At 39.7% G+C, this 25,180-nt stretch carries 22 protein-coding genes; 10 read left to right on the plus strand and 12 right to left on the minus strand.

Annotated elements, in window-relative coordinates; all coding sequences use genetic code 11:
* Positions 1 to 59: 59 nt before the first annotated feature.
* Genes G3T18_RS08750 through G3T18_RS08765 form a run of 4 tightly spaced genes read right to left on the minus strand, consistent with a single transcriptional unit; the run spans position 60 to position 4,142 of the window.
* A complete protein-coding gene (locus G3T18_RS08750; RefSeq protein ID WP_224410164.1) occupies positions 60 to 1,424 on the minus strand; it encodes a DUF58 domain-containing protein in 1,365 nt (454 codons plus the stop codon).
* Positions 1,425 to 1,440: 16 nt separating this feature from the next.
* Positions 1,441 to 2,385 carry an AAA family ATPase gene (locus tag G3T18_RS08755; RefSeq protein WP_224410165.1) on the minus strand — a complete coding sequence of 315 codons (945 nt, stop codon included), beginning with the start codon at positions 2,383 to 2,385 and terminating at the stop codon, positions 1,441 to 1,443.
* 42 nt (positions 2,386 to 2,427) lie between these two features.
* Positions 2,428 to 3,525 carry a DUF4350 domain-containing protein gene (locus tag G3T18_RS08760; RefSeq protein WP_224410166.1) on the minus strand — a complete coding sequence of 366 codons (1,098 nt, stop codon included), beginning with the start codon at positions 3,523 to 3,525 and terminating at the stop codon, positions 2,428 to 2,430.
* The gene (locus G3T18_RS08765; protein WP_224410167.1) at positions 3,522 to 4,142 is read right to left on the minus strand and encodes a DUF4129 domain-containing protein; all 621 of its coding nucleotides are present in this window, start codon (positions 4,140 to 4,142) and stop codon (positions 3,522 to 3,524) included. The genes G3T18_RS08760 and G3T18_RS08765 overlap by 4 nt, the downstream gene beginning before the upstream one ends.
* A 172-nt stretch (positions 4,143 to 4,314) precedes the next feature.
* On the opposite strand from G3T18_RS08765, the gene G3T18_RS08770 reads away from it, so the two are divergent.
* The 6 genes from G3T18_RS08770 (at position 4,315) to G3T18_RS08795 (ending at position 13,739) form a co-directional block, all read left to right on the plus strand.
* Positions 4,315 to 5,508, plus strand: coding sequence for a class I SAM-dependent methyltransferase (locus G3T18_RS08770; RefSeq protein ID WP_224410168.1), 1,194 nt, complete (start codon positions 4,315 to 4,317; stop codon positions 5,506 to 5,508).
* Between the two features lie 66 nt (positions 5,509 to 5,574).
* Positions 5,575 to 6,807, plus strand: coding sequence for a hybrid sensor histidine kinase/response regulator (locus G3T18_RS08775; RefSeq protein ID WP_224410169.1), 1,233 nt, complete (start codon positions 5,575 to 5,577; stop codon positions 6,805 to 6,807).
* 88 nt (positions 6,808 to 6,895) lie between these two features.
* Positions 6,896 to 9,283 carry a response regulator gene (locus G3T18_RS08780; RefSeq protein ID WP_224410170.1) on the plus strand — a complete coding sequence of 796 codons (2,388 nt, stop codon included), beginning with the start codon at positions 6,896 to 6,898 and terminating at the stop codon, positions 9,281 to 9,283.
* A gap of 42 nt (positions 9,284 to 9,325) precedes the next feature.
* Positions 9,326 to 11,761, plus strand: a complete 2,436-nt coding sequence (locus tag G3T18_RS08785) for a PAS domain S-box protein (RefSeq protein ID WP_224410171.1) — start codon at positions 9,326 to 9,328, stop codon at positions 11,759 to 11,761.
* 137 nt (positions 11,762 to 11,898) lie between these two features.
* The gene (locus G3T18_RS08790) at positions 11,899 to 13,515 is read left to right on the plus strand and encodes a diguanylate cyclase domain-containing protein (RefSeq protein ID WP_224410172.1); all 1,617 of its coding nucleotides are present in this window, start codon (positions 11,899 to 11,901) and stop codon (positions 13,513 to 13,515) included.
* Between the two features lie 50 nt (positions 13,516 to 13,565).
* Positions 13,566 to 13,739 carry a hypothetical protein gene (locus tag G3T18_RS08795; RefSeq protein ID WP_224410173.1) on the plus strand — a complete coding sequence of 58 codons (174 nt, stop codon included), beginning with the start codon at positions 13,566 to 13,568 and terminating at the stop codon, positions 13,737 to 13,739.
* Between the two features lie 35 nt (positions 13,740 to 13,774).
* On the opposite strand, the gene G3T18_RS08800 is transcribed toward G3T18_RS08795, so the two are convergent.
* Positions 13,775 to 13,918, minus strand: a complete 144-nt coding sequence (locus G3T18_RS08800; RefSeq protein ID WP_224410174.1) for a hypothetical protein — start codon at positions 13,916 to 13,918, stop codon at positions 13,775 to 13,777.
* Positions 13,919 to 14,230: 312 nt separating this feature from the next.
* Here G3T18_RS08800 and G3T18_RS08805 point away from each other — a divergent pair, with 312 nt between their 5' ends.
* On the plus strand, positions 14,231 to 14,662 hold the full coding sequence (locus G3T18_RS08805; RefSeq protein ID WP_224410175.1) for a KTSC domain-containing protein: 432 nt from the start codon (positions 14,231 to 14,233) through the stop codon (positions 14,660 to 14,662).
* A 62-nt stretch (positions 14,663 to 14,724) separates the two neighbouring features.
* Here G3T18_RS08805 and G3T18_RS08810 read toward each other — a convergent pair whose 3' ends face one another.
* Genes G3T18_RS08810 through G3T18_RS08820 form a run of 3 tightly spaced genes read right to left on the minus strand, consistent with a single transcriptional unit; the run spans position 14,725 to position 18,193 of the window.
* Positions 14,725 to 15,378, minus strand: a complete 654-nt coding sequence (locus G3T18_RS08810; RefSeq protein ID WP_224410176.1) for a retron system putative HNH endonuclease — start codon at positions 15,376 to 15,378, stop codon at positions 14,725 to 14,727.
* Complete coding sequence (locus tag G3T18_RS08815; protein ID WP_224410177.1) at positions 15,375 to 16,700, minus strand: AAA family ATPase; 1,326 nt, start codon at positions 16,698 to 16,700, stop codon at positions 15,375 to 15,377. The genes G3T18_RS08810 and G3T18_RS08815 overlap by 4 nt, the downstream gene beginning before the upstream one ends.
* A gap of 56 nt (positions 16,701 to 16,756) precedes the next feature.
* On the minus strand, positions 16,757 to 18,193 hold the full coding sequence (locus G3T18_RS08820; protein ID WP_224410214.1) for a bifunctional orotidine-5'-phosphate decarboxylase/orotate phosphoribosyltransferase: 1,437 nt from the start codon (positions 18,191 to 18,193) through the stop codon (positions 16,757 to 16,759).
* Between the two features lie 31 nt (positions 18,194 to 18,224).
* Here G3T18_RS08820 and G3T18_RS08825 point away from each other — a divergent pair, with 31 nt between their 5' ends.
* From G3T18_RS08825 to G3T18_RS08835, 3 genes are all read left to right on the plus strand, one after another.
* Entirely contained in the window at positions 18,225 to 18,728 is a 504-nt protein-coding gene (locus tag G3T18_RS08825; RefSeq protein ID WP_224410178.1) for a DinB family protein, read from the plus strand.
* 110 nt (positions 18,729 to 18,838) lie between these two features.
* Positions 18,839 to 20,296 (plus strand): DASH family cryptochrome, encoded by a 1,458-nt coding sequence (locus G3T18_RS08830; protein WP_224410179.1) that lies wholly within the window; start codon positions 18,839 to 18,841, stop codon positions 20,294 to 20,296.
* Between the two features lie 200 nt (positions 20,297 to 20,496).
* Entirely contained in the window at positions 20,497 to 21,078 is a 582-nt protein-coding gene (locus G3T18_RS08835) for a Uma2 family endonuclease (protein WP_224410180.1), read from the plus strand.
* A 139-nt stretch (positions 21,079 to 21,217) separates the two neighbouring features.
* Here G3T18_RS08835 and G3T18_RS08840 read toward each other — a convergent pair whose 3' ends face one another.
* From G3T18_RS08840 to aroB, 4 genes are all read right to left on the minus strand, one after another.
* The gene (locus G3T18_RS08840) at positions 21,218 to 21,718 is read right to left on the minus strand and encodes a hypothetical protein (RefSeq protein WP_224410181.1); all 501 of its coding nucleotides are present in this window, start codon (positions 21,716 to 21,718) and stop codon (positions 21,218 to 21,220) included.
* Positions 21,719 to 22,008: 290 nt separating this feature from the next.
* Positions 22,009 to 23,340, minus strand: a complete 1,332-nt coding sequence (locus G3T18_RS08845) for a TRAP transporter large permease (RefSeq protein ID WP_224410182.1) — start codon at positions 23,338 to 23,340, stop codon at positions 22,009 to 22,011.
* A 24-nt stretch (positions 23,341 to 23,364) separates the two neighbouring features.
* Positions 23,365 to 23,880, minus strand: coding sequence for a TRAP transporter small permease subunit (locus G3T18_RS08850; RefSeq protein WP_224410183.1), 516 nt, complete (start codon positions 23,878 to 23,880; stop codon positions 23,365 to 23,367).
* Between the two features lie 93 nt (positions 23,881 to 23,973).
* The gene (gene aroB / locus G3T18_RS08855; protein ID WP_224410184.1) at positions 23,974 to 25,080 is read right to left on the minus strand and encodes a 3-dehydroquinate synthase; all 1,107 of its coding nucleotides are present in this window, start codon (positions 25,078 to 25,080) and stop codon (positions 23,974 to 23,976) included.
* Positions 25,081 to 25,180 lie beyond the last annotated feature (100 nt).

The raw sequence follows: 25,180 nt of genomic DNA on the forward strand, positions 1-25,180 counted from the left end.
TAGAGAAAAAATTTGGCGTAACTGTCTAATCGCTGTTTAACTCAGACTAAAATATTAAGTTAGAGTAAGTTACGGGCTTTGAGTTGCAAATAGCGATCGACGAGTTGTTCGCTAATTTGTGAAGCAGGTGCATCTAAGACGAGGACTCCTTTTTGCTTTAATTTAGCAAAGGCTACTTGACGTTGGGCGAGTAAGTCGAGGGCGATCGCGCGACGATATGCGGTTATACTTTCTCCAGAATTGGCTGGTTTTGCTGAAGTGAGATTCTCCTCAGCCTCTGTTTTTGTGGTAGTTTTGGGATTATGAGCAATTTTATCGACTAAAGGATCGCGTAGGGTGACGCAAAATGGTAAGTAGCGGGGAGTGAGACGCATCAGCGCGGAAAGTAGTTCTGTAGAAGCGGTAACATCGATAATATCGGTGATTAAGACGACTAATGCGCGACGGGTTTGCTGAGTTACGAGTCGGGTGACAGCACCAAAATAATCGGGTTCGAGTAATACTGGTTGAATGGGTGTGAGATAATCGATTAGTTGAGAAAGTTGATGTTGACCGCGTTCTGGGGGTATCCATGTGGTAACATGACGATCGAAAACGCCGACTCCGACGCGATCGCCGCGACTTAATCCGGCTAAGGCTAAGGATAAGGTAGCATTTAAACCCCAGTCGAAGCGCTTTAATCCTTCGACTCTGGCGGTCATTAATCTGCCGCGATCGAGTAAAATAAGCAAGGTTTGTTCTTTTTCTGGTTCTAAAACTCGGACTAAGGGACGACTACGACGGGCTGTAGCTTTCCAATCAATCAAGCGTGTATCGTCACCAATTCCATATTCTCGTAATTCGGTGAATTCTGTACCTTGTCCTAAACGTCGGGCTTGTCGCATTGTACCAGTATTTTCTAACGCCAGACGAATAGATAGCGATCGCAAACCGATCAAGTCTGGATAAACTGCTACTTTCTCCTTGGCTGTTACTTGCCAATCATGCCAAGCTAAACCTAGTTTACCTCGTTGTCGCACTTGGATGTCACCCCAGTCAAACTCTCCCCGCAAATCTGGGTGAATTGTATAAGTTAATTCTTGAGTCGTGTTTGCTGGTAAAGTAGCCGTCAGAGTGGATTGAGAAACGGAAAATTGTACCGGATAATAGTCACGGATGAGAATACGCGCAGGGCGATCGCGAGATACTATTGATAAGACTACTGGATTATCTCGTCCGATCGAAAGTCGTCCGAAAGGTTGACGCTTGATTTCTATTTTGTGCTTTTTAACTCTCCATCCATCCCAGAAAGCGACAACGAGGAGAAAAAGATCGCAGACGAGGATTGTTAGTAGCGCGATCGCCACATTGAAAATTATCGCCAAAATTGCCGCAACGGGAATACCTAGTAATAAAAGTAAATAAAATCTGCTTGCAGGAATCATTTTTTTCCGTTTATCCTTACCTTGGGACTGCGACTTGTTTCAATAACGAACTAATCACCGCATCCATCTGTAAATTATCCAATTGCGCTTCCGGTTTGAGAATTAAACGGTGACGCAACAAAGGAAGCGCAACCGCTTTCACATCATCCGGAGTCACAAAATCTCTTCCCTCCAACCAAGCATAAGCTTTACTCGTTTGTAACCAAGCAACAGCAGCGCGAGGAGACGCACCCAAAGCCAAATCTGGATGTTGTCTGGTACGCTGGACTAAAGCCAAGACATAATCGAGTAAATTATCTTCAACATTAACCTTTTGTACCGCTTGACGAGCGCCGAGGATTTGTTCTACAGTAGCGATCGCCTTAATCTTTGCTAAATCCAAACGTTTTGCTTGAAAGCCTTTTTGTGCGTTAAGTAACATTTGCTTTTCCGCAACTGTACCCGGATAATCTACCTCTACTTTAAACAAAAAGCGGTCTAACTGCGCTTCTGGTAAAGGATATGTCCCCTCAAATTCTAACGGGTTTTGCGTCGCAATTACCCAAAATAAGCTTGCTAGCGGTAAAGTTTCCCCATCTAATGTTACCTGTTGTTCCTCCATTGCTTCCAGAAGTGCCGCTTGAGTTTTCGGGGGAGTGCGATTAATTTCATCTGCTAACAATACTTCGGTAAAAACAGGTCCTTTTTTTAACGTGAAACTACGGGTATTCAAGTCAAAAATATTCGTCCCCAAAATATCTGAAGGCAAAATATCTGGCGTTAACTGTACCCGACGAAAATCAGCCTGTATCAGCCTTGCAAGGACTTTTACGGTTAGGGTTTTCGCCGTTCCGGGAACCCCCTCAATAATCACATGACCCCCACTTAATAAGGCTACTAGCAACTGCTGAACGACCACCGCTTGACCGACAACAATTTTGCCGACAGTGTTATTAATACGAGTAAATAATTCATTGTTCATTTTTGCAATAGTTAGTAGTAATCAGTAATCAATCACCAGTCCCTAATCCCCAGTCCCCAGAATATCTTGCCATTTACTCAACCAATGTAGCAATTCCGTTTCACTAATCCGTCGTTTTTCAGCTTGTAATTTAAGGAGTTGGGCTAATTCCTTACCCGAGCGCTGAGTTTGTTGCTCAAAAGCGCTGACTAATGTGCGTTCTTCGAGTAAAATATCTCCTAAGCCAAGGGATTTTTGCAATTGCAGTTGTTCTTCTTTGCCTAATACTTCTAGCACGAATTCCGTACTACCTGCTTTTTGTAAGACTCCAGCTAAAGCATCAATGTAAGCTTCGCTGTTATTAACTACTGGAGTAGCGAGAATTTCTGGTTGTCCAAAACGACGATTTGCAGCGAAAATCACAATTAATAAAATAACCAATCCTTGGACAAAAGCGGGAAATAAAGGAGTTTTCAGCAAATAACTAATGACATCTTCGCCGATTTCCTCTTGAATTTGCTCTCGATCTTTATAACCATGAATATATTCATCGATCCAAATCGGGTGAGATCCATTACTAACTAATTCAGCGAGAAAAGCAAAATTCCCGGCAGCATTTTGGTAAGCATTAGCCGCAAGATAAGGAGTCGTAGCATAAATTATACGTCCCGAACCGACCTTTTCCGCCCAAACGATCGCCCCATAGCGATCGCCTAAAATTACTTCTTTCGCTTCGGGATCTCGTCGCTTAGTCTCAATCTTAATTTCCCCCACCTCAGAAGCTTGTAAGGTACTAAACTCGGCTTCAGTAACTGGTTTTTCTACCCCCAAAATCGCCAAAGTATTACCTTTCGCCACCCAATCGCGACTAAAATCATAAAAACCTTGTTCTGTCAACCGACTGAAAACGCGCACAAACGTAATTGGGCTGTTAATTGACTCACTTTCGGGCAACTCCTGAAACGGTTTTTCCCAACGTTGAATCTCAGTTCCTCGTGCTTGCATATAAGCATACCACGCCCCATAACCATCAGGATCGCGTCCATAAGTCGAACCACTATTCAATTGACTTCTACTCGGAGCCGCAATTAAACTGAGAAGGAAGATAACTCCCAGTGCGATCGCGCCCAAAATCCAGAGTCGTTGCTGCGATATTTTCATGTCTTTTCCGCCTCAACATCGAGATCCTGATAAGCTTGTTGAATTATCTCGTAAAGTTGCGCGGTTGCTTCCCTACCACCAAACAAAAGTTGTTGATGAGAAGTAAAAATCGTTTGATAGGGTTGCGGCTGAGGTAAATCCCCGACTAAATTGAGATATTCCCCATCAGTACGACTAGCTTGATGAAGAATAATTTCGCGATCGTGGAGACGTTGTAACATAGCTAAATAAAGACAAAGACAAGCCTCTCGGTAATTACCTTCTTTTTGAAATAGGCGCGATCGCGCCAACCAACCCTTCACTGATAATTCCTGACTCTGCTTTGTCACCGTTGTATCTCTCGGCTGACCTAATTTTTGGCGAAGAATATACAAATACGGAGACAAAACTTGCCAAATCTGCCATGCCGTCCAGACTACCAACAAAGACACCAACAACCAAAAAAGAGATTTGGCGATCGCTTGAATCATCGGCGAATCTAACCACGACAACTCCGGCACATCAGGTATATTATCCGCAATTCGATTAGTTTGCAATTCCCACCACTCACCAACCCTCCGACGCAGTAGCGACAACTGCCAACCTAAACTATTCTCTTCATAGGAACCTGTAGACATATCTCACCTTATCAACTAACAGCGATCGGTTAGCAGTTACCCACATTTACCAATCAACAGTCAACAGTCAACACTTAGCAGTTTCCCCATCTTCCCCATCTTCTCTACTCATAACTCATAACTAGTCACTGATAACTGATAACTGATAACTGAAAACCCCAATCCCCAAAAAATGAACAACCAACAACTAACAAACATAATCCGAGAAAAGATCGCCAACAGCCCCCAAAAGCGAATTACCTTCGCCGAATATATGAACTTGGTACTTTACCATCCCCAGTATGGCTATTACTCAGGTGGTACTGTCCAGATTGGCTCAAAAGGAGACTTTTTTACCTCATCCTCACTCAGTGCAGACTTTGGCGAATTACTCGCCATTCAATTCGTGCAAATGTGGGAATTATTAGCACAACCTAATCCTTTTATGTTAGTCGAAATGGGTGCAGGTCAGGGACTTCTCGCCACAGATATTTTGCAATATCTTAGCTTACATCATCCCGACTTTCTCACCCAGCTTGAATATATCATCATCGAACAAGCCCCCTCTCTCATTACCCAACAGCAACAATTATTACAGCAATGGTTAGAAAAAGGTATGAAAATTTCCTGGAAAACCTGGGCAGAAATTCCTCCTGCTTCCCTAATTGGCTGCTGTTTTTCCAACGAATTAGTCGATGCTTTCCCCGTCCATCAAATTATCCTTCAACAAGGACAACTACAAGAAATTTATGTCACCAATTCTCTCGATACTCCTTCATCAGAAACCAAAGCAAATTTCCTCGAAATTTCCGCTCTTCTCTCCACACCCCAAATAACAGAATACTTTCAACTCATCGACATCGATCTAAATCCCGAAAATTACCCAGATGGCTATCGTAGCGAAGTAAACTTAGCTGCTTTAGATTGGATCAAAACAGTCGCGCAAAAATTGCAACTTGGCTATCTTTTAACCATTGATTACGGCTATCCTGCCACCAAATACTACCATCCCCAAAGAGCGCAGGGAACCAGACAATGTTATTATCAACACCGCCGTCACAACAACCCTTTCCTAAATATTGGACGGCAAGATATTACTGCTTTTGTTGATTTTACCGCCTTAGAGCGTCAGGGAGAATTATGCGGCTTAGAGAAAATTGGTTTTACCCAGCAAGGAATGTTTTTAATGGCGTTAGGATTAGGAAATCGCCTTTCTTCTCTTCCTAACGGAAAATTGAATTTACCACAAATCTTAGCGCGACGCGATGCTCTTCATCAACTCATCGATCCTACTGGATTAGGTGGTTTTGGAATCTTAATTCAAAGTAAAAATTTGCCACAAAAAGCAAAATCTCTTCAAGGTTTAAGCCTGCCGCCAATGTTATAACTAATTTGGGAATTTTATTTTTCTCAATGTTTAGATTTTTTCAAGCTGACGCACTGGCTAACAACTATGAATGAACAAAAGAATAGGCAAAATAAAGCAGATATTTTATTAATCGACGATACGCTGGAAAGCTTACAACTTCTAGTTAATCTTTTAAGTCACCACGGCTACAAAATTAGACCAACATCAAATACTAAATTAGCCCTCTCAACTGCCCAAAAATATCCTCCAGATTTAATTTTACTTGATATTGTCATGCCAGAAATGAACGGCTATCAAGTTTGCGAACAATTGAAAAGTTCGCCAGTCACTCGCGAAATACCCGTTATTTTTATTAGTGCTATTGACGAAGTTTTAGATAAAGTTAAAGCTTTTAGTATTGGTGGTGTAGATTACATTACCAAACCTTTTCAAGTCACCGAAGTTTTGCTCCGAATCGAAACTCACTTAAAAATGCGGAAATTGCAAAAAACTTTGCAAGAAAAGAATGAACAATTAGCTCGAACATTACAAGAATTAAAAACCACTCAAACTAAACTGGTAGAAGCAGCCAAAATGGCAGCCCTAGGTGAGTTAGTAGCAGGAGTTGCTCACGAAATTAATACCCCTATCGGTATTAGCGTAACTGCTGCTTCTACTTTAGCAGAAGATACACAAATTATTGTTAATAGTTATCAAACTGGTAAACTGAAAAGAAGCGAGCTAGAATGTTTTTTAGATACTGCTAGTGATAGTAGTCGTATAATTTTAGCTAATCTCAGTCGTGCGGATAACTTAATTACCAGTTTTAAACAAGTGGCTGTAGATCGTTCTAGTGATTTGCAACGCTGCTTTAAGGTCAAAAAATACTTAGAAGAGATCGTTTATTATTTAGGAGGAAAGAGCGAAAAATCTCAACATCAAGTTATAATTAATGGAGATGAAAATATTGCGATTTATAGTTACCCTGGAGGTTTTGCACAAATTATTACTAATTTGATGATTAATTCGTTTGTGCATGGTTTTGACGAGCGGAAAACGGGAGAGATAACTATTAATTTTCAGCTAGAAGGAGAGGAAATGATTCTAGAATATATGGATAATGGTCGGGGGATAAATTCAGATAATTTAAAGAAAATCTTCGAGCCATTTTTTACAACCAAACGAAATCAAGGTAACACAGGATTAGGTTTACATATTGTTTATAATTTAGTTAATCAGCAATTTAAAGGAACGATAAAATGTGAAAGTAAGGAGGGAGTTGGGACAAAGTTTATCATCAGGTTTCCGATTAGTAAAGATTTGTCTATACCAATTTAGTTATTTTTGGCGATCGCGTCAGCTTTGTAAATAGTTTAGCTAGTAACTCACAAGAATGATTGTAGTTAATTATTAAGGAGAATAACTAATGACAGAAAGGGAGGAAAACTCACCTTTATCTGAAGATGAAGGAGATCGAGATTTAGTCTTTGCTGAAGAAGAAATAGCACAATTTGCGTCAACAGATACCTACTGGAAGTTATTAATTGTCGATGACGATCGCCAGGTTCATGATGTCACTAAATTGTCCTTAAAAAACTTTACTTTTGCATGTAAAAAAATCAACTTTTTTAGCGCTTATACTCAACAAGAAGCTCAACAAATTATTAATAATCACCCGGATATCGCGGTAATTTTACTTGATATAGTAATGGAAAAAAATGATTCGGGCTTAGAATTAATTAATTATATCCGTAACTCCCTCAAAAACGAACTAGCACGTATTATTATTCGCACCGGACAGCCCGGTCAAGTTCCCGAAAGTACAGTTATTATTAACTACGATGTAAATGACTATAAAACCAAAACTGAATTAACTAAATCTAAGCTAGTAACAGCAGTAGTCACAGCTTTAAGAGCTTTTCAAGAAATCGAAAAACTAGATCGAGATAAAGAAAATTTAGAAGCAATAGTTACCGAACGTACTCAAGAGTTGAGAACCAAAGAAGCTTTATTAGCTGAAGCACAAAAATTAGCAAGCTTAGGTAGTTACGAATATAACGTAATAACTGAAAAAGTAACCTGGAGTGAAGAGGTTTTCCATATTTTTGGACTAGAACCAGAACGAGGAGAACCGAATTTAAAACAATATTTACGAAGAATTCATCCCGGGGACAGAAAAATGTGGCTACAAGCGTTAAAACAAGCACTTAAATCAGGTCAAGGTTGTGAACTTGATTTTAGAATTATACGACCGGATAATTCAGTGCGATATGTTTACAGCAAAGGAAAAGTAACTAAAAATCCTTTTGGAAAAATAATCAAAATATTCGGGACTATACAAGATATTACCGCTCGCAAAGAAACTGAAGCTGCGTTAAAAAAAGCACGAGAAGCCGCCGAAGCTGCTAACCGTGCTAAAAGCGATTTTCTTGCTAATATGAGTCACGAACTTCGCACTCCTTTAAATGGAATTCTCGGCTATGCGCAAATTTTACGCCGGGAGAAAAATTTTACTCCTAAACAAAAAGAAGGTATTAACATTATCTACCAGAGCGGTTCTCATTTACTAAATTTAATTAACGAACTCTTAGATATTGCTAAAATTGAAGCCCAAAAATTTGAACTTTATCCTACGGATTTATCTCTTAGTTTATTGCTGCAAGAAGTGGTTGAGCTTTGCAGCCTTCGTGCCGAACAAAAAGGAATTTACTTTAATTACATACCCGCTCCCAATTTACCAACCTGGGTTCGCACAGATAAAAAACGACTACAACAAGTTTTGCTTAATCTTTTGATTAATGCAACCAAGTTTACGCAAAAGGGCGGCGTAACTTTTAAGGTAGAAATAATCAACGAAAAAGAGCAAAAAAATGCCAATAGTAATAGCCAAAAAATCAAGTTTCAAGTTGAAGATACAGGTGCGGGCATATCTGCGGAGAAATTACAAAAAATCTTTTTACCTTTCGAGCAATTAGAAGAAACTATACAACGAGGTGAAGGGATTGGGTTGGGATTAGCGATTACCCAACAAATTGTCTCAATTATGGGAGGAAGAATTCAAGTAGAAAGTACCCCTGGTGTGGGAAGCATTTTTTGGTTTGCTCTTGATTTGCAGATTGTTTCAGGACAAATTGAACCTGCACCAGGAAGTATATCGAATAATATCGTTGGCTTTCAAGGAGAAAGTCGCAAAATTTTGGTAATTGACGATATTTGGGAAAACCGCTCTGTAATTATGAGTATGTTAGAACCTCTTGGCTTTGAGATTTTGGAAGCAGAAAATGGAGTTACAGGTTTAGAACAAATTGCCGCAGTTAAACCAGATTTAATTATTACTAATTTAATGATGCCAGTAATGAATGGTTTTGAGATGACTAAGCGGTTGCGAGAGTTACCAGAATATCAAGAAGCAATTGTTATTGCTACAAGTGCTAGCGTTTATGAAGAAGATCGACAAAAAAGTCGAGAATCAGGCTGCGATGATTTTCTTGCCAAACCGATTCAAACAGAAGAATTGTTATTAAAATTACAGAATTTTTTGCAGCTAGAGTGGATTGTTGAACATAATGGAGCTAAGTTAGCCAGAGAAAATCAAGAAAATCAAACCATAGTTGCACCACCGCCAGCAGAACTTGCTAGCTTATATCAAGCTGCTGAAATAGGTGATATCGCGAGGGTAGAAGCAGAAGCTATTCGTATCCAACAGTTAGATGTGCAATATTTGCCTTTTGTTAATAGGTTATTACAACTAGCGCGGGATTTTGAAGAAGAAGAAATTTTTGATTTTGTCGCACAGTTTATGGAGGAGATCTAACAGTTACCGCAACTGTTAGTTATTAGTTATCAACGAGGAACTATGAAAGCTACTCGGCAAAAAACAATTATGATTGTTGACGATCGCCCGAATAATCTCAAGTTGCTTTATAGCTTTTTGCAAGAAGAGGGTTTTCAGGTGTTGGTTGCTAAGTCGGGTGAGAGTGCGCTGCGAAAGTTAGCAAAGGTTTCCCCCGATTTGATTTTATTAGATGTGATGATGCCGGGAATGGATGGGTTTGAAACTTGTCGTCGCTTGAAAGTTATGCGTCGCACTCGAGATATTCCCACGATTTTCATGACGGCACTGACAGATAAACTGGACAAGGTAAAAGGATTTGAGGTTGGGGCTGTCGATTATATAACCAAACCGTTTTGGCAGGAAGAAGTTTTAGCGCGGATTAATTTTCATTTACAATTACGGGCAGCCCATCAAGAATTAGCACAGAAAAATCAACAGTTAGAGCAAGAAATTCGCTCGCGCGAACAAGCAGAGGCAGCTTTAAGAGAAAGCGAATCTAAATTGCGCCAAATAGTTAATAGTATTCGCGACTGTTTTTGGATGATAGATGTCCAAATGAAGCAAGTTATTTATGTTAGTCCTGCTTTTGAAGAAATTTGGGGTAGGAGTTGTCAAAGTATTTACGATCGCCGCGAGGTTTGGCTGGAATCTATCCATCCTGAAGATCGACAAAAAGTAGTAAGTTTCTTGGGGGAAATTGAAAAAGGCGAAACTATCGAACAAGAATATCGCATTGTTCGTCCGGATGGAGCGGTGGTATGGGTGCTAGATCGGTGTTTTCCAGTTCGTAACTCGTCAGGAGAAGTTTATCGTTTTGCCGGGATTTGTCGCGATATTACCGCACGCAAACGTACCGAACAAGAATTGCAATATCGTTTATTATTGGAGAAAGTTTTAGCAAAGGTATCAAAAGAATTAGCGACAACTGAAGCGGTAAATTTCGAGCAAATTTTGAAAACACTGGCGATCGCTGTGGATGCAAATATTGCTTATCTTACTCGTTTCCGGGCTGATGGCAAAATCGCTGAGGGAATCTCGGAGTGGTGCTGCGGTCAAATTTCCGCTCCGGTTGAGAATTGGCAAAATGTCGATATTTTTCGATTTCCTTGGTTGATTCAACAGTTGCAGAAAAAAGAAAGTGTGGCGATCTCTGATGTGGAGAAAATGCCAGAAATGGCGTTAGGAGAAAAAAAATTCTTGCAACAACTCGATATTTGTTCCCTGGTGGTCGTGCCAATTTTTACTCACTCTGGAGAAATCTGGGGAATGATTGGCTTTAATAATACCAAAAACAACCGCAAAAATTGGGCTTACGAAGATGTACAATTGCTGGAAGTAGCCGGGGAAATGATTTATAGCTGGTGCGATCGCGCCTCGGCTTGGGAAAAACTCCGGGCTAGCGAAGCGTTATATGCGAGTATTTTTAATCATTCTCTGGAAGCGATTTTTCTCTTAGATGTATTGGCTGAGAATGAGTTTGCTTATGCTCAAGTTAATCCTTCTCAAGAAAAAGTTTTAGGTAAACCTGCATCGGAGCTAGTAGGGAAAAATTTAATTGAAGTGCTACCAAGCACCGAAGCAGCTAAACTCCAAAAACGCTGTCAGGAAGCAATTCTTCGTCAAACTCCTCTTCACTACGAAGAAAGCCTCGTACTTCCAAATGGAATTTCGATCTGGTTAACTTCTTTAGTCCCGATAACTGATGCTACTGGTCGTATTGTACAGTTACAAGGTAGTGCTAGAGATATCACCGCAGAATCCCGCCAGCGTCAAGAGTTAGCTCGCTCGAATACCGAACTCGAACAATATGCTTATGTGGTTTCCCATGATTTACAAGCGCCTTTAGGAACGATTGCTAGTTACGTGCAATTGTTGCAAAAACGCTATCAAAATCAACTTGATGCCAAAGCCGACAAGTTTATTAACAATATTTTGAGTAGTACGCTGCGAATGCAACAGCTAATTAATGATTTGTTAGAATATTCGCGAGTAGGTAGAAATCAAAAACCATTTACCCTCACTGATTGTAACCAAGTCGTTATCGAAGTTAAATCTAATCTCCAAGCCGCGATCGCCAAAAATCAAGTGAGAATCGATTGCGAACAACTCCCTCTGGTGATGGCAGATCGTCAAAGATTGGTACAGCTATTTCAAAATTTAATTGGTAATGCGATTAAATACCGCCGCGAAGAGCCACCTGTAATTGCGATCTGTGCTTCTTTTGGAGGAAGCGAATGGCTTTTTGCTGTTAGCGATAATGGTATCGGGATCGAAGCTAAGTATCGAGAACGCATTTTTCAAATTTTTCAGCGCTTACATACTTCTACCGAATACCCTGGTACTGGGATTGGTTTAGCTCTTTGTCAAAAAATTGTTCAACTTCATGGTGGAAGTATTTGGGTTGAATCTCAACTCGGTAAAGGTTCAACTTTTTACTTTACTTTGCTCGTTCGCTGAAAAAATTTTAAGATTTGTTTACATTGTTTCTTTAAGTAGATATAGGTTATATTCTAATTATGGACAAAGGTTAGCTTAAAAAAAATAGCGAAAAGCTAAAACTGAAAAAAAAAATAGCAAAATTATTAAATTAACTCGTGCTTACCTCTAACCAATCTCTCAAAATCCTGCTAGTAGAAGATGAAGCCGCCGATGCTGATTTGATCGGAGAACTTTTAGGTGATGTTTATCATACTAGGTTTGAACTAAAAGCTGTGGCTCGTCTGGAGCAAGCGATCGAATTTTTGCAACTCGAACAGTTTGAAGTGATTTTGTTAGATTTATCTCTCCCCGATAGTAAGGGATTAGATACTCTCATCAAAGTGAAAGAACAAGTAAAAACTATTCCAGTAGTAGTTTTAACTGCTCTAAATGATGAAAATTTAGCGATTGAAGCAGTGCGTGCAGGAGCGCAAGATTATTTAGTTAAAGGTAAATTTAGCGAGGATTTATTGATTCGTTCGTTACGTTATGCTATCGAACGCCAGCGAGCAGAAGAAGCGAATCGCCAACAAGCTCAAAGAGAGCGTCTTTTAAGCAAAATAGTCGATCGCATCCGTCAATCTTTACAATTAGAAGAAATTCTCCAAACTACGGTTGCTGAAGTACAACAATTTCTCAAAACCGATCGAGTTTTGATTTATCGTTGTTATGATGGCTGCGCCGAGCTGGCAGCCCGCTCGCCAGAATCAGGCAAAATTTTGGTGGAAGCTATGAGCGCAAATAGTTGTTGTGGAAATACAGAAGCACTGTTGAACAACTTAGTGCTTCCTTGGGTTTGTCAGCAAGATAGCCAATGGATTCAAGTCTTAGAAGATGTTAACTCTCAAATGAGCGCTGAAGATTTACAAACGATTAATTGTCGTCAAGTTAAAGCAGTGTTGACTGTACCAATTTGGCAAACAGGTGAATGGAAAGAGCAGGTAAATTCAATCTGGGAAAAAGAAGATAACTGTGGTGGAGAAGCAAAAGTTATTCGAGAAAATAAACCTCAACTTTGGGGAATTCTGACAGCACATCATTGTCGTAGTGCTAGAGAATGGCAAGAGTGGGAAATTAAATTTTTAAGACAACTCGCGGCTCAAGTGGCGATCGCCATTCAACAATCAGAACTTTGTCGGCAGTTAAAGCTAGCTAACCAAAAATTACATCAACTGGCAACTAGCGATCCTTTAACCGGAGTCGCTAACCGCCGCAAATTCCAGCAAGTTTTGCAACAAAGCTGGCGACTAGCCCTGAAAGAGCAAAAACTTTTATCGATAATTATCTGCGATATCGATTTTTTCAAAAATTACAACGATTACTACGGTCATCTTGCTGGCGATGCTTGTTTGCAGCAAGTGTGTCAAGCGATCGCCAAAGCGAGCAAAAATACTGCTTCTGTACTTGCACGTTACGGTGGGGAAGAGTTCATCGCTCTGCTTTTGGATTACGATCTCAAAACGGCGATCGCGATCGCCGAACAAATGCGCCAGCAAGTAGAATCACTGAAATTACCTAATTTTCAATCTTCTCCTAACCAATATGTCACTATTAGTTGCGGTGTTGCTAGTACGATTCCTTCCGTAAAGCTATCAGTTTCTTCCTTAATTAAATCCGCAGATGTGGCTCTTTATCAAGCAAAAGCACTAGGTAAAAATTGTATTTATTCTACTTTCTATCCGCCTGAAGTTGACTACAACTCGCTCAGACCGATTTTACAGATTAATTCCTAAGTCTCTGCCAAATTTCTGAAATCTACTAATTAGTAGTTTTTCTCATCAACTTGACAAAATCTTTACTTCAACCATCTACACTTTACGAACAAGCGCAAAAAGAAATTAGCAAATCTCAGCAGGCGATCGCTGCTCTGAGAAAATCCGCAGCTAGAGAACCTCCTCTAGCACAATCAGGACAAATAGTCAAGGACTCTACCTCAAATCTAAGAATGTCTATTTGACCCATTTTTTACCACTAATACAATCGGCGTAAGTTTTATGAAGAGGAAGCCGATCTTTTCCGCAATGCTGCTAGCAACTGCGGTCTAACCGCTTTTGCCCATTCCTCGAAATTAAAGTCTTGTTGTTCGTTAATTTTTTGTTGATTTTTAGAAGTTTGGGATAAAGTGTTTGCTTCCATTAGTAATGCCTAAACATAGCTACAGACATCTCCATTTTTAAATAAGTTATTCTCCTTTGTCTATGCCTTTAGGCAGACTATTGGGCAAATTAATGCGCTTCATGAATTAATTTGATGCGATCGCCGAATAAAAAATTTTCTGCTTATATTGACTTTTTAGTCAACGTAAATTATCTTAGCTAATATAGCAGAGAACGAGATGGCTCAAGACATCCTAATTTTCGGAAAACCTTACTAGCATAAGCTCTTATCGTTGTTTACTGTTCACTGCTATAAGTCTTTCGGGATCGGCAAAAACAAGGAAGCATTGCCATGAAATTAAACAAAATTGATTTAACCAAGATTGTTGCTGTGGGACACGAACAAGACAAACTGGGATTGTTAATCGATCGCGGCAAAGATGTAGAGTATGTCGAAATTTCAGCCCCTACCGCAGCGTATCAAGGGCTACAACAAGTCAACAATCTAGCAGCAGGTAAAACAATTACGAGGGAACCAGTTAATTCATCAATGGCAGCCGCGATCGCCTATAACCAAACAGAGAAAAAATTGCAGGTAGAATTCTTAAGCGGCTCAGTTTATCAATACGATAACGTCGAAGCAGAAATTTGGCAAGAACTACGCTACTCCGACTCAACGGGAAAGTATTACAACAGCAGAATTAAAGGACAATATTCTTGTCAGCGTATCGATGAGGAAACTGTAGCAGAAAGTGGCACATTTGAAATTAAAAAAAAACCTTAAAATTGCAATAATTAGGTTGCGCGAGATTCCTGGAAAACGAAACTTAAATCGAGAATCTCGCCCTAACTATATTCTTTTAAAATGTAAACTAGCGTCGCGTTAAACTCTTCGTATTCTCCCGTAGAATTTGTTTCTTGAAAAGCATCAATTAATTGTTGTATCTCTTCATTTGTTAAAAACTCAATTCCATCTAAAATACCTTCAATCGCTTTTTCACGCATCGCCCTTAGTTTCGGAATATTTAAACCAAGTTTCTCGATAGTTGTCTCAGCCGCAGCTTGTTTTTCAGAATCTTCAGTTGGCAAAAATTGTCCATCAACAGTATATCTAAAAAAATCAACACAGTTCGGTTTCAGAGGAGAAATTATTAGCTTTTCCTCATACCATTCTCCTTTCTTATGTCCACAATGAACTGGTATAGGAGGTGGTTTTTCACTTTCCCCTTGACAAGAAGCCAGCAAATTTGAATATTCCAATGCTAACTCAGGATATTGAGTTCGAGGTTGAAAATGTTCGAGATGACTGCTATCGATATTTCTAGTAATTCGTCTTCCGCAGTAACAACAAATAAATCCTTGTTCTTGTAGCAAAGCATCGTGAACAATTGGTTTTTCTGGTTTCTGAAAATTATCCCAATTAGGTTGCCAATTTTCATTTCCAGAAGCTTTCCACTCAGTAAATTCTTGCGGTTCTTGACCCTTTTTGATATATCTCATCGATTCAGAATTTCTTGGCGTCGAATTGATACGCCCGCTTTAACTAATTCTGGTTCATCTGTGCCAATTTGATCGGCAATTTCTTGACGTAATTGTTTCGCACGATCGAGATTATTGCTATCAATAAGTCGAAATAATTCTAAAAGAAGTTCTTTGATTTTTTGAGGACGTTCGGGAACGTTCATCAAATCTTCTAAAATACGATTACTATCTCTACCATAGGAATTTTCGGGACGCTGGGCGACAATACCGTCTGGCGTTGCTTCTAAAATGTAAATACTTTCCGGTTTTACCTGACTAATTACTTGGGGCGAATGAGTAGTAACAATAAATTGACAATTAGGGAAAGTTTGTGTTAAAGCGGAAATAATTTTACGTTGCCATGCTGGATGAAGGTGTAATTCGATTTCGTCAATAAGAACAACACCGCTACCCTGAAGTGGATCGGTTAAACTAGGATTAGCGATCGCTAATCTTCTCGCTAAATCTCCAGCCATCGCTAGTAAACATTTTTCCCCATCAGATAACTGATTGACAATCAATTCTTCACCTTGTTTAATTACAGTCATTCGTAAAGGAGAACGTCTCACTCGCAAGTTAGTAAAACCCTCCATTAGAGAAGAAATTGCTTCTCTTACCGCTTCTAGTCGTTTATCTCGGTAATCTGGATTATCTCGTCTTTCTTCATTTTCTAAATCTTCTACAATTCTAAACCATTGAAAGAAACTCTCAAAACCAATTTTCACTCCCTCAAGCGCATTATCATAAGCATCTTTTAGTTGGAAAGAATCAGTTTGAGAACTTTCTAACGGAATCTCAAAAATTCCCCTATTTACTGAATAATAAACCAAAATAGGATTTTTAAAGTTGATACGGAGAAGATTAATTTCATTTATTAATAGTTGTGGATTCAGGATTTGACCACGTACTTTCGTAGATAAATTCCAGCTAACTTCTTCAGATTGATGTGAAATTGTGATTTCATTTTCTAAATTTTCGCATCCATTTTTTATGTCTCGCTTATTAAAAATACGTTTATATTTGATAGGAGGCGATTTTTGCTCCGATCGAGTAGTCAATCTAGGTAATTGGGGAACTGCAAATTTCGATGACGTACTCAATGAGGTTTTAATTTTAGGTATCAGATTCCGATTAACTAAATACTCTACAAAATGAGATAACATAATCGCTAGACAATCAAGTATACTTGACTTTCCGACACCATTAACACCAATAAATACAGTTGGTTCGTTTTCATCAAACTCTATTGTTAAATCACCTATGCCGCGAAAATTACTTATCTTTAGCTGCTTTACTCTCATTATTCTAAGTAAATTTATTAGATTTTAACTGCTATTTATTAGTCACTTTTCCCCATTTAACTATGCTGCAAAACTTCATATTGTTCCCGATCAATTCTTCCTGCTTCGTACAAAGTCTCAGTAATTTCAGAAATATTTAACACAGAATGTCCCCGATAACCACTAGCTTGTAATCTATCTTTAACACCGCCTTCGTGGTCAAGGAAAACGACAATATCTTCAACAATTAAACCACCAGACTTAATTTTTTCTGCACCTTCGATCGCGCTTTTTCCACTAATCAGAATATCATCGACAACCACAACTTTTTCCCCTGGATTAAAATGACCTTCAATTACTCGGCGAGTTCCGTGTGCCTTAACTTCTTTGCGCGGGAAAATCATCGGATGATGCAAACGTAAAGATAACCCGGTTGCTGTTGGTAATGCGCCATAAGGTATACCAGCAATGCGATCGAATGTCAAGGTTTTAAGGATGTTCGCATAAGCATTGAGAACTTGGTTAAAAATTTGCGGATTAGAAATAATTTTTCGCAAGTCAATATAATAAGAAAATGTTGCCCCGGAAGCTTGAACGTACTCGCCAAAAAGTATGCAACCGAGGTCATATAATTGCAGAATTAAATCTTGATAAGGATGCTCATTTAAGAAACAAACATTCGGCATCCAAAGGTCGCAAGTAGAACCTTCTTGGACAACTTTACTTCTAATTTGATTAACTTTTTCGTTGAGAGATTTAATTTTGGGAACGGGATTTTTACCGCTTAAAATATCTTGAGGTATGGGAATAAGTAAACCCTCACCACTACTATTCAAACCTGCTGTTAAAAGTTGGTTTAGATCGCCATTTTCAGCCCAAATACTTCTAGCGAGGATAAGTCTTTCTGGTGCGATCGCGCGTACTTTCGCTAAAATATCTGGAGTAGTCGTCCCTATTTCCAAGCATACCTGTTCCGGAGTTCCCCAGTTTTTCGCTTCTTGGACTACTTGCAAGTATAAAGGAGAATCTTCCCTCGGATAAGCTTGAATTGCAACTGCGGCGGGATTAGATGTGCGACACTGGACAAAGATAGCCTTGTCAGAAGAAAGTAAAAAAGGTGCAACTAAATCTTGTCCAGCATAAGGATTAATCGTCACCGCGTCTACTTGCCAAATCTCGAACGCAGTTTCAGCAAAAATAGTGCTAGTGTTAAGATCGCCATGTTTAGCATCGAGAATCACCGGAATGGTGTCAGGAATAACTGCTAAAATCCTTTGTAACAAATCTAATCCCGCAGCACCAAGACACTGATAGAAACCCAAATTAGGTTTATAAGCACAAACAAGATCGGCAGTTTGCGTTACCAGCGATCGCAGCCAAACCTCTAAACTTTCTACCAGATTATCATCCTTCTGGTAGCTTGGGGGCAACATTTCCGGATTAGGATCGAGTCCCACAACCAGTAAACTATGATTATGCGCGATCGCGTTATTTAATTTCTCAACAAAACTCATTTCACCCATCACCCAACCACCAAAAATTACGATGAAGACAACCGACTATTTTCAGAGATTATCTCAGTATAATCGCTGGATGAACGACCGACTTTATACAGTTTGTGAAACTATTCCCGATTCACTGCGAAAAGAAGATCGCGGCGCATTTTTCCATTCTATACACGGGACACTCAACCATATTTTACTCGCAGATCGACTTTGGTTAGCTCGATTTCAGCAGCGATCGTTCCCCATTAACTCTCTTAACCAAGAATTATACGCTGATTTTGCCGAACTGCGTCAACAACGTCAACAAACTGACATAGAAATACAAACTTGGGTTGACTCACTCACCGACGAAAAACTAGCCGCACCTTTTCAATTTAACAGCTTATCTCGCCAAAGAGAATGTATCTTTCCTTTATGGCACGTAACTACCCACTTTTTCAACCACCAAACCCATCATCGCGGTCAATTGACAACATTATTAAGTCAATGCGGTTATGATTTTGGCGTAACTGATTTACTTTGGCTACCAGACACAGAAATCTAAGCAAACATTACCTACTGCGCACAAAATTAAATCTAGATTTACTTCTCAAGGAGATTACTCAACCAACCTTACTCAACTATGATTTAACTGTAATTTACTCAAACTAATCCATGACTAAAAAGCGTATTTTAATTTGGTATCGCAACGACTTACGCCTCCACGATTGCGAACCATTATATAACGCACTCGAACAAAAAGCCCAAATAATTCCCTTTTATTGTTTTGACTCCAGAGACTACGGAAAAACTAGCTACGGTTTTCCCAAAACTGGCTCGTATCGCGCCCAATTTATCATTGAAAGTGTAACAGACTTACGCAATTCTCTCCAACAGTTAAGCAGCAATTTAATTATCCGTCAAGGTTTACCAGAAATTGTCATTCCAGAAATAGTCAAACAACTCAAGATCGATCTCGTTTATTATCACGAAGAAGTCACCACTGAAGAGTTAGCAGTAGAAACAGAATTAGACAAACTCGGAGTTGATTTAGTCGCTTTTTGGGGAGCAACTTTACATCACATCGATGACTTACCATTTGAGATTAGCAACACACCCGAAATATATACTCAATTTCGCAAACAGGTTGAAAAATCCTCAATTGTTAATCCTCCCTTTCCTCCCCCAAAAACTTTGCCTCAGCTACCAGAAATTGAACCCGGTGCAATACCTAAAATCGCAGAATTAGGACTCGAACCACCAGTTTATGACGAAAGAGCAGCTTTACATTTTCAAGGCGGTGAAAGCGCAGGCAAAGCCAGATTAGAACAATATTTGTGGCAAGAAAATTTACTCAAAGATTACAAACAAACCCGCAATAAAATGTTAGGTGCAGATTATTCCTCAAAGTTTTCTCCTTGGTTAGCTAGGGGATGTTTATCGCCTCGCTATATTTACGAAAAAGTGCAGAAATACGAACGAGAAAGAGTAAAAAATGATTCTACCTATTGGCTGATTTTTGAGCTACGTTGGCGCGATTATTTTCGCTTTATTTGCAGCAAACACGGCAATAAAGTATTTTATCAATCGGGAATTAAAGGATTAGATATTGACTGGAAAGAAGACTGGGAAAGATTCACCCTTTGGCAAGCAGGAAAGACAGGCTTCCCCTTAGTTGATGCGAATATGCGCGAAATTTCCGCAACCGGATTTATGTCTAATCGTGGCAGACAAAATGTGGCTAGTTTCTTAACCAAAAATTTAGGAATTAATTGGCAAATGGGTGCAGAATGGTTCGAGTCACTACTGATAGACTACGATGTTTGTAGTAACTGGGGTAATTGGAATTACGTTGCTGGTGTCGGAAATGATGCCCGTGGTTTTCGTTTTTTTAATATTATCAAACAATCGAAAGATTACGACCCAGAGGGCAAATATTTGCGGCATTGGCTACCGGAACTTGCTTCTTTACCAGCCAAAAAAATACACGAACCGTGGCAATTGTCAAGGGAAGAACAAAGTAAATTTGGTGTGATACTTGGTGTCGATTATCCTCAGCCCGTGGTTAATTTATTTAAGTCAGCAAAAGCTAACGAAAAAATCTACAATGCTGCTGCAAATAAAGTGGATTAATTGTTTTTTTAATTGAATGTAAAAATCTAGCAATCCTCAATTAGTTGTCAGAAGATTCTTTGGCACTTAAGCCACTGCCAAAAATGAATTAATAGGAGGATTGCTAAATTTTTCAGTTAGGGTGCATCAATCGATCGATTTATTGCTAAAATCAAATTAAGATTAGGTTGCTGACATAACCTATTGAGAATAAGAATCCTATGAATTCGGTAACTATAGACTTCAACCCAATTATCAAAATAAGCGACGAGCAATTTTACCAACTCTGTCGCGCAAATCCCGAGCTAAAATTTGAACGAAATGCTGATGGAGAAATAATCATTATGTCACCGACGGGAGGAGAAACGGGAAACTGGAATGCTGAATTAACGATTGAGTTCGGAATTTGGAATCGTCAAACCAAGTTAGGGAAAGTATTTGATTCTTCTACTTGTTTCAAACTTCCTAATAATGCAAATCGTTCTCCGGATGTAGCTTGGATTAAACAAGATCGCTGGGATGCACTTACTGATAGCCAAAAAGAGAAATTTCCGCCGATTGCACCTGATTTTGTTTTAGAATTAATGTCGCCTAACGATATCTTAAAGGTAACTCAGGATAAAATGAAAGAATATCTCAAAAATCAGGTAAAATTAGGTTGGTTACTGAATCCAAAAACTCGCAAAGTAGAAATTTATCGTTTGGGAAAAGCAGTAGAAATTTTAGACGATCCTGCCGAAATTTCTGGAGAAAATGTTTTACCTGGTTTTGTACTGAGATTAGCAGTAATTTGGGCTAATTAAAGATTTCTAGTTATTCTTCCTGGACAAAAAATATCCCTAAGCTAACATTAGCATAGAGATAAATTAGACCATAACTAAACGTTGTAGTGATATAACAATTATGTACTTAGCGATCGCCTAAAGATCCTCTTCAACTATTTCAGAAAGTGAAATTAAGGTCATCTGAGTCCGAACAACCTTCTTTGATTTTCGCGATAAACTCTCCATAAGCTGCTAGCTGCTGTTGTTGTAAAGTATCTTGTTCGTTTTTAATTCTCAATAAGTAACTTTTAAGTCTGGCATATCGCCACCCTGTTTGTACTCCTAACTCAAAAGTATCAGTAGTTTTTTGCTTATTCCCCGAAGTTAAATTATCGATCAAAGCCTTTAGCTTGGAGGAGTTTGCCCGTTTTTTCATCACTCTACGCTCTGATTTACCTTCAAAATAACCTTGCCAAAAACTAGCTTGAAGATCGGCAGATTGAAACTTATCTTTATACTCAAAAATTACTTTTTGTAAAGCGAGGAGGTCTTCTTTTCTCGCTTGGGACAGATTATCTTTTGGCTGGTACTTTTGCCATAAGGAAGCCAATTTCTTAATTGCGATCTCAAATTTTCTCAAGTTGGCGTTAGGATCGTTGGTAGGCTGTATTAATTCCATGTCTAACCAAGTTGGTGTCGGAGTGAACTATTGATTAATCATCTATTTTAAACCCTACGGGGCAGATTATGTAACTCAAAACATAACAGATGTTTAAATAATACTCCTTCCGTCCTGACGCAGATTTTTTTGATTATCAAAGCTGCTGTTTTTCCGAGAGAGTATAATTTAAATTAATTTTGTGCGTAAAAATACAGTTAAAAATGGTCAACTGAGAATAATCTTTTACCAAAGAAGAAGAAGTAATGGCTGCGCCGACAAGAGCGGTATCTACGATCTCGCCCTTTACCTCAGCTAGTCAAAGAAGGCAGAAAACTAACGATTTGCGGAAAAGTAATAATCAAGATTAGCACGAACACCTGAAGAAAAATAAACGGAATTACCCCGCGATAAATTTCTTCAGTTTTAACTTCCGGGGGTGCTACTCCACGGAGGTAAAACAAAGCAAATCCAAAAGGTGGCGTTAAAAACGAAGTTTGCAAATTTGCCCCTAAAATTACTCCATACCAAACTAAATCAATCCCCAATGCCTTTGCCACGGGCAAAAATATTGGCACAACGATAAAAGCAATTTCAAAGAAATCGATAAAAAAGCCCAAAATAAAGACAGCTAACATACTGACAAGCAAAAAGCCAAATTGACCACCGGGCAAATTCGCCAGAAGATCGAACATAAAGCGATCGCCATGCAAACCACGAAACACCAAGCTAAACGCTGTCGAACCAATCAAGATAAAAATGACCATCGTGGTAATTCGCAGCGTACTGTCGCAAACTTGTTTCAAAGCTGCCCAATTCAACTGACGATTAAACAAAGCTAGCGCGATCGCGCCCAAGGAACCCACTGCACCCGCTTCGGTGGGCGTAGCAATCCCGAAAAAGATACTTCCCAACACCAACAAAATCAACAACAACGGCGGGATCATCACCAAGAAAACTCTCACCCACAAATCCTTCCCGCTTATTTCTCGCACCTGTGCAGGTAAAGCAGGTGCAACACTCGGCTTCAAAAACGCCACCACAATTACGTGCAGCGCAAACGCCGCCGCCATCAATAAACCCGGAAGCAACGAACCAATAAACAAATCTCCCACGGAAATTCCCAACTGATCCGCCAAAACCACCAAAACTACACTCGGTGGAATAATTTGTCCTAAAGTTCCCGAAGCCGCAATCACCCCAGTCGCCAACTCCTTGCTATAACCGTAGCGCAACATAATCGGTAGAGAAATCAATCCCATCGCTACCACCGTCGCCGCTACCACACCAGTAGTCGCCGCTAGCAAAGCACCCACCAACACCACAGCCAGCGCCAAACCGCCTCTCAGTCGCCCGAACAAAATCCCCATTGTTTCCAGCAACCTCTCAGCAATTCCCGTCTTTTCCAACATGGCACCGAGAAAAATAAAATAGGGAATTGCCAGCAGCGTGTAATTCGACATAATATTAAAAATTCGCCCTGGCATCGCCGTCATAAAGGCTGGGTTAAATACACCTAAACTTACACCGATCGCGCCGAAAACCATTGCCGCGCCGCCCAGGGAAAATGCCACTGGATAACCACCAGATAACAACACTAACGCCCCAGCAAACATTACTGGTCCTAGCCAGTCATAACCCATGACTTTTTTCTCCTTGAGTTTTGACTACTCTCTAAAAATTGCCCAATTTTTAATCGCCTCAGAAATTCCTTGCAGAATTAGCAAGACAAAGCTAATAATAATCATCGATTTAATCGGATAACGAGGCAAGCCACCTGGATCGGGAGATTGTTCAAAAATTACCCAAGAATTCAACGTCCATTCCCAAGAAAAATAAATCACCATTAAGCAGAAAGGAATCAAAAAGAGTAAAGTCCCAATCAAATTAGCTAAAGCTTTTCGCTTCGGACTCCAGTCTTTATAAAACAAATCTACTCGCACGTGATCGTCATGCTTCAGTGCATAAGCCGCACCTAATAAAAACACTAGATCGAACAAATACCACTGAATTTCAATTAAAGCATTTGAGGTTAAATTTTGCCCTAGCCAACGCCCTAAATATCTCCCCAAAACATTCCAAACTCCAACCAATACCATCACCAAGACTAGCCAATAAACCAAGCGTCCGATCCATTGGTTAATTGTATCGATTATGCTCGCTATTTTAAGTAAGATTTGCATTGTTTTTCCCGCAGATTAACACAGATTAACGCGGATAGAGGCAAAAGTTATCTGCGTTTATCGGCGTTCATCTGTGGTTCGCTGTGAGTTATATTATGCAACGCTGCGGAAATTTTGCTGCAATACTTCGCGAATAATTTCTGATGATACATCTCCAGTGACGATCGCTTCGCCAATCCGAGTCGGTAATACGAAGCGAATTTTTCCAGCCCTGACTTTCTTGTCGCTTTTCAATGCTGCTAAAATTGCGTCAATCTCTAGCATTAAGGGTACTTGTGTCGGTAATCCTGCTTTTTCGATTAACGCATTTTGGCGCTGGGCATCTTCGTGGCTCCACAGGTTAATTTTAGCAGCTATTTCTCCGGCTAAGACCATGCCAATGCCTACTGCTTCGCCGTGGTTAATTAAACTATACCCGGTTAAGCTTTCGATCGCGTGGGCGATCGTATGTCCGTAATTGAGAATTGCTCGCAATCCTGATTCTTTTTCGTCTTTACTTACCACATCTGCTTTTGCTTGGCAAGAATGAGTAATAATTGTTTGCAATAAGTCTGGCTCTAAGTAGTCTAAATTATCCAGGATCTCGCTTTTTTCCAAGGCGGCGAATAATTCGGCATCCCAAATTACACCGTATTTAATTACTTCTGCCATTCCTGCCCGAAATTCGCGGGCTGGAAGGGTTTTTAACACTTGCGGATCGATTAATACCAATCGCGGTTGGTGGAAAGCACCAATTAAATTTTTGCCTTTGGGATGGTTGACTCCGGTTTTGCCGCCAATGGAAGCATCTACCATTGCTAAGAGGGAAGTTGGCACTTGCACTACTTTAATCCCGCGCAGCCAGGTAGCTGCGGCAAAACCTGTCATGTCGCCAATTACGCCGCCGCCTAATGCGACTAAGGTTGAGGAGCGTTCGAGATAGTTGGCTAAGGCGGTATCATAAATTTGTTCGATACTAGCGAGGGTTTTATACTCTTCACCTGCGGGAATCATTTGGCTGGAGACATCAAAGCCCGCCGCTTCGAGAGATTTTACTGCTGTTGCTCCGTAATGAGCGAAGATCTCTGGATTTGAGACTACTAGCACTTTTTTGCCTAATTTTAGCTTTTTCAGCTTGTTACCGAGTTGGGCGAGACTACCGGGCGCGATCGCGACTTCGTAGTAATCTTGGGGTAAGTTAACGTGAATCACTGATGGCATAAAAATTTCCTAAATCTAGAAATTACTTGTTAAGTTAACAACCTATTTTCGCTTTTATCTTGACAAATTATGGCTTTTGTGAATCAAAATTGATTTTTAA

This window comes from Oscillatoria salina IIICB1, assembly GCF_020144665.1.
Lineage (GTDB): Bacteria > Cyanobacteriota > Cyanobacteriia > Cyanobacteriales > SIO1D9 > IIICB1.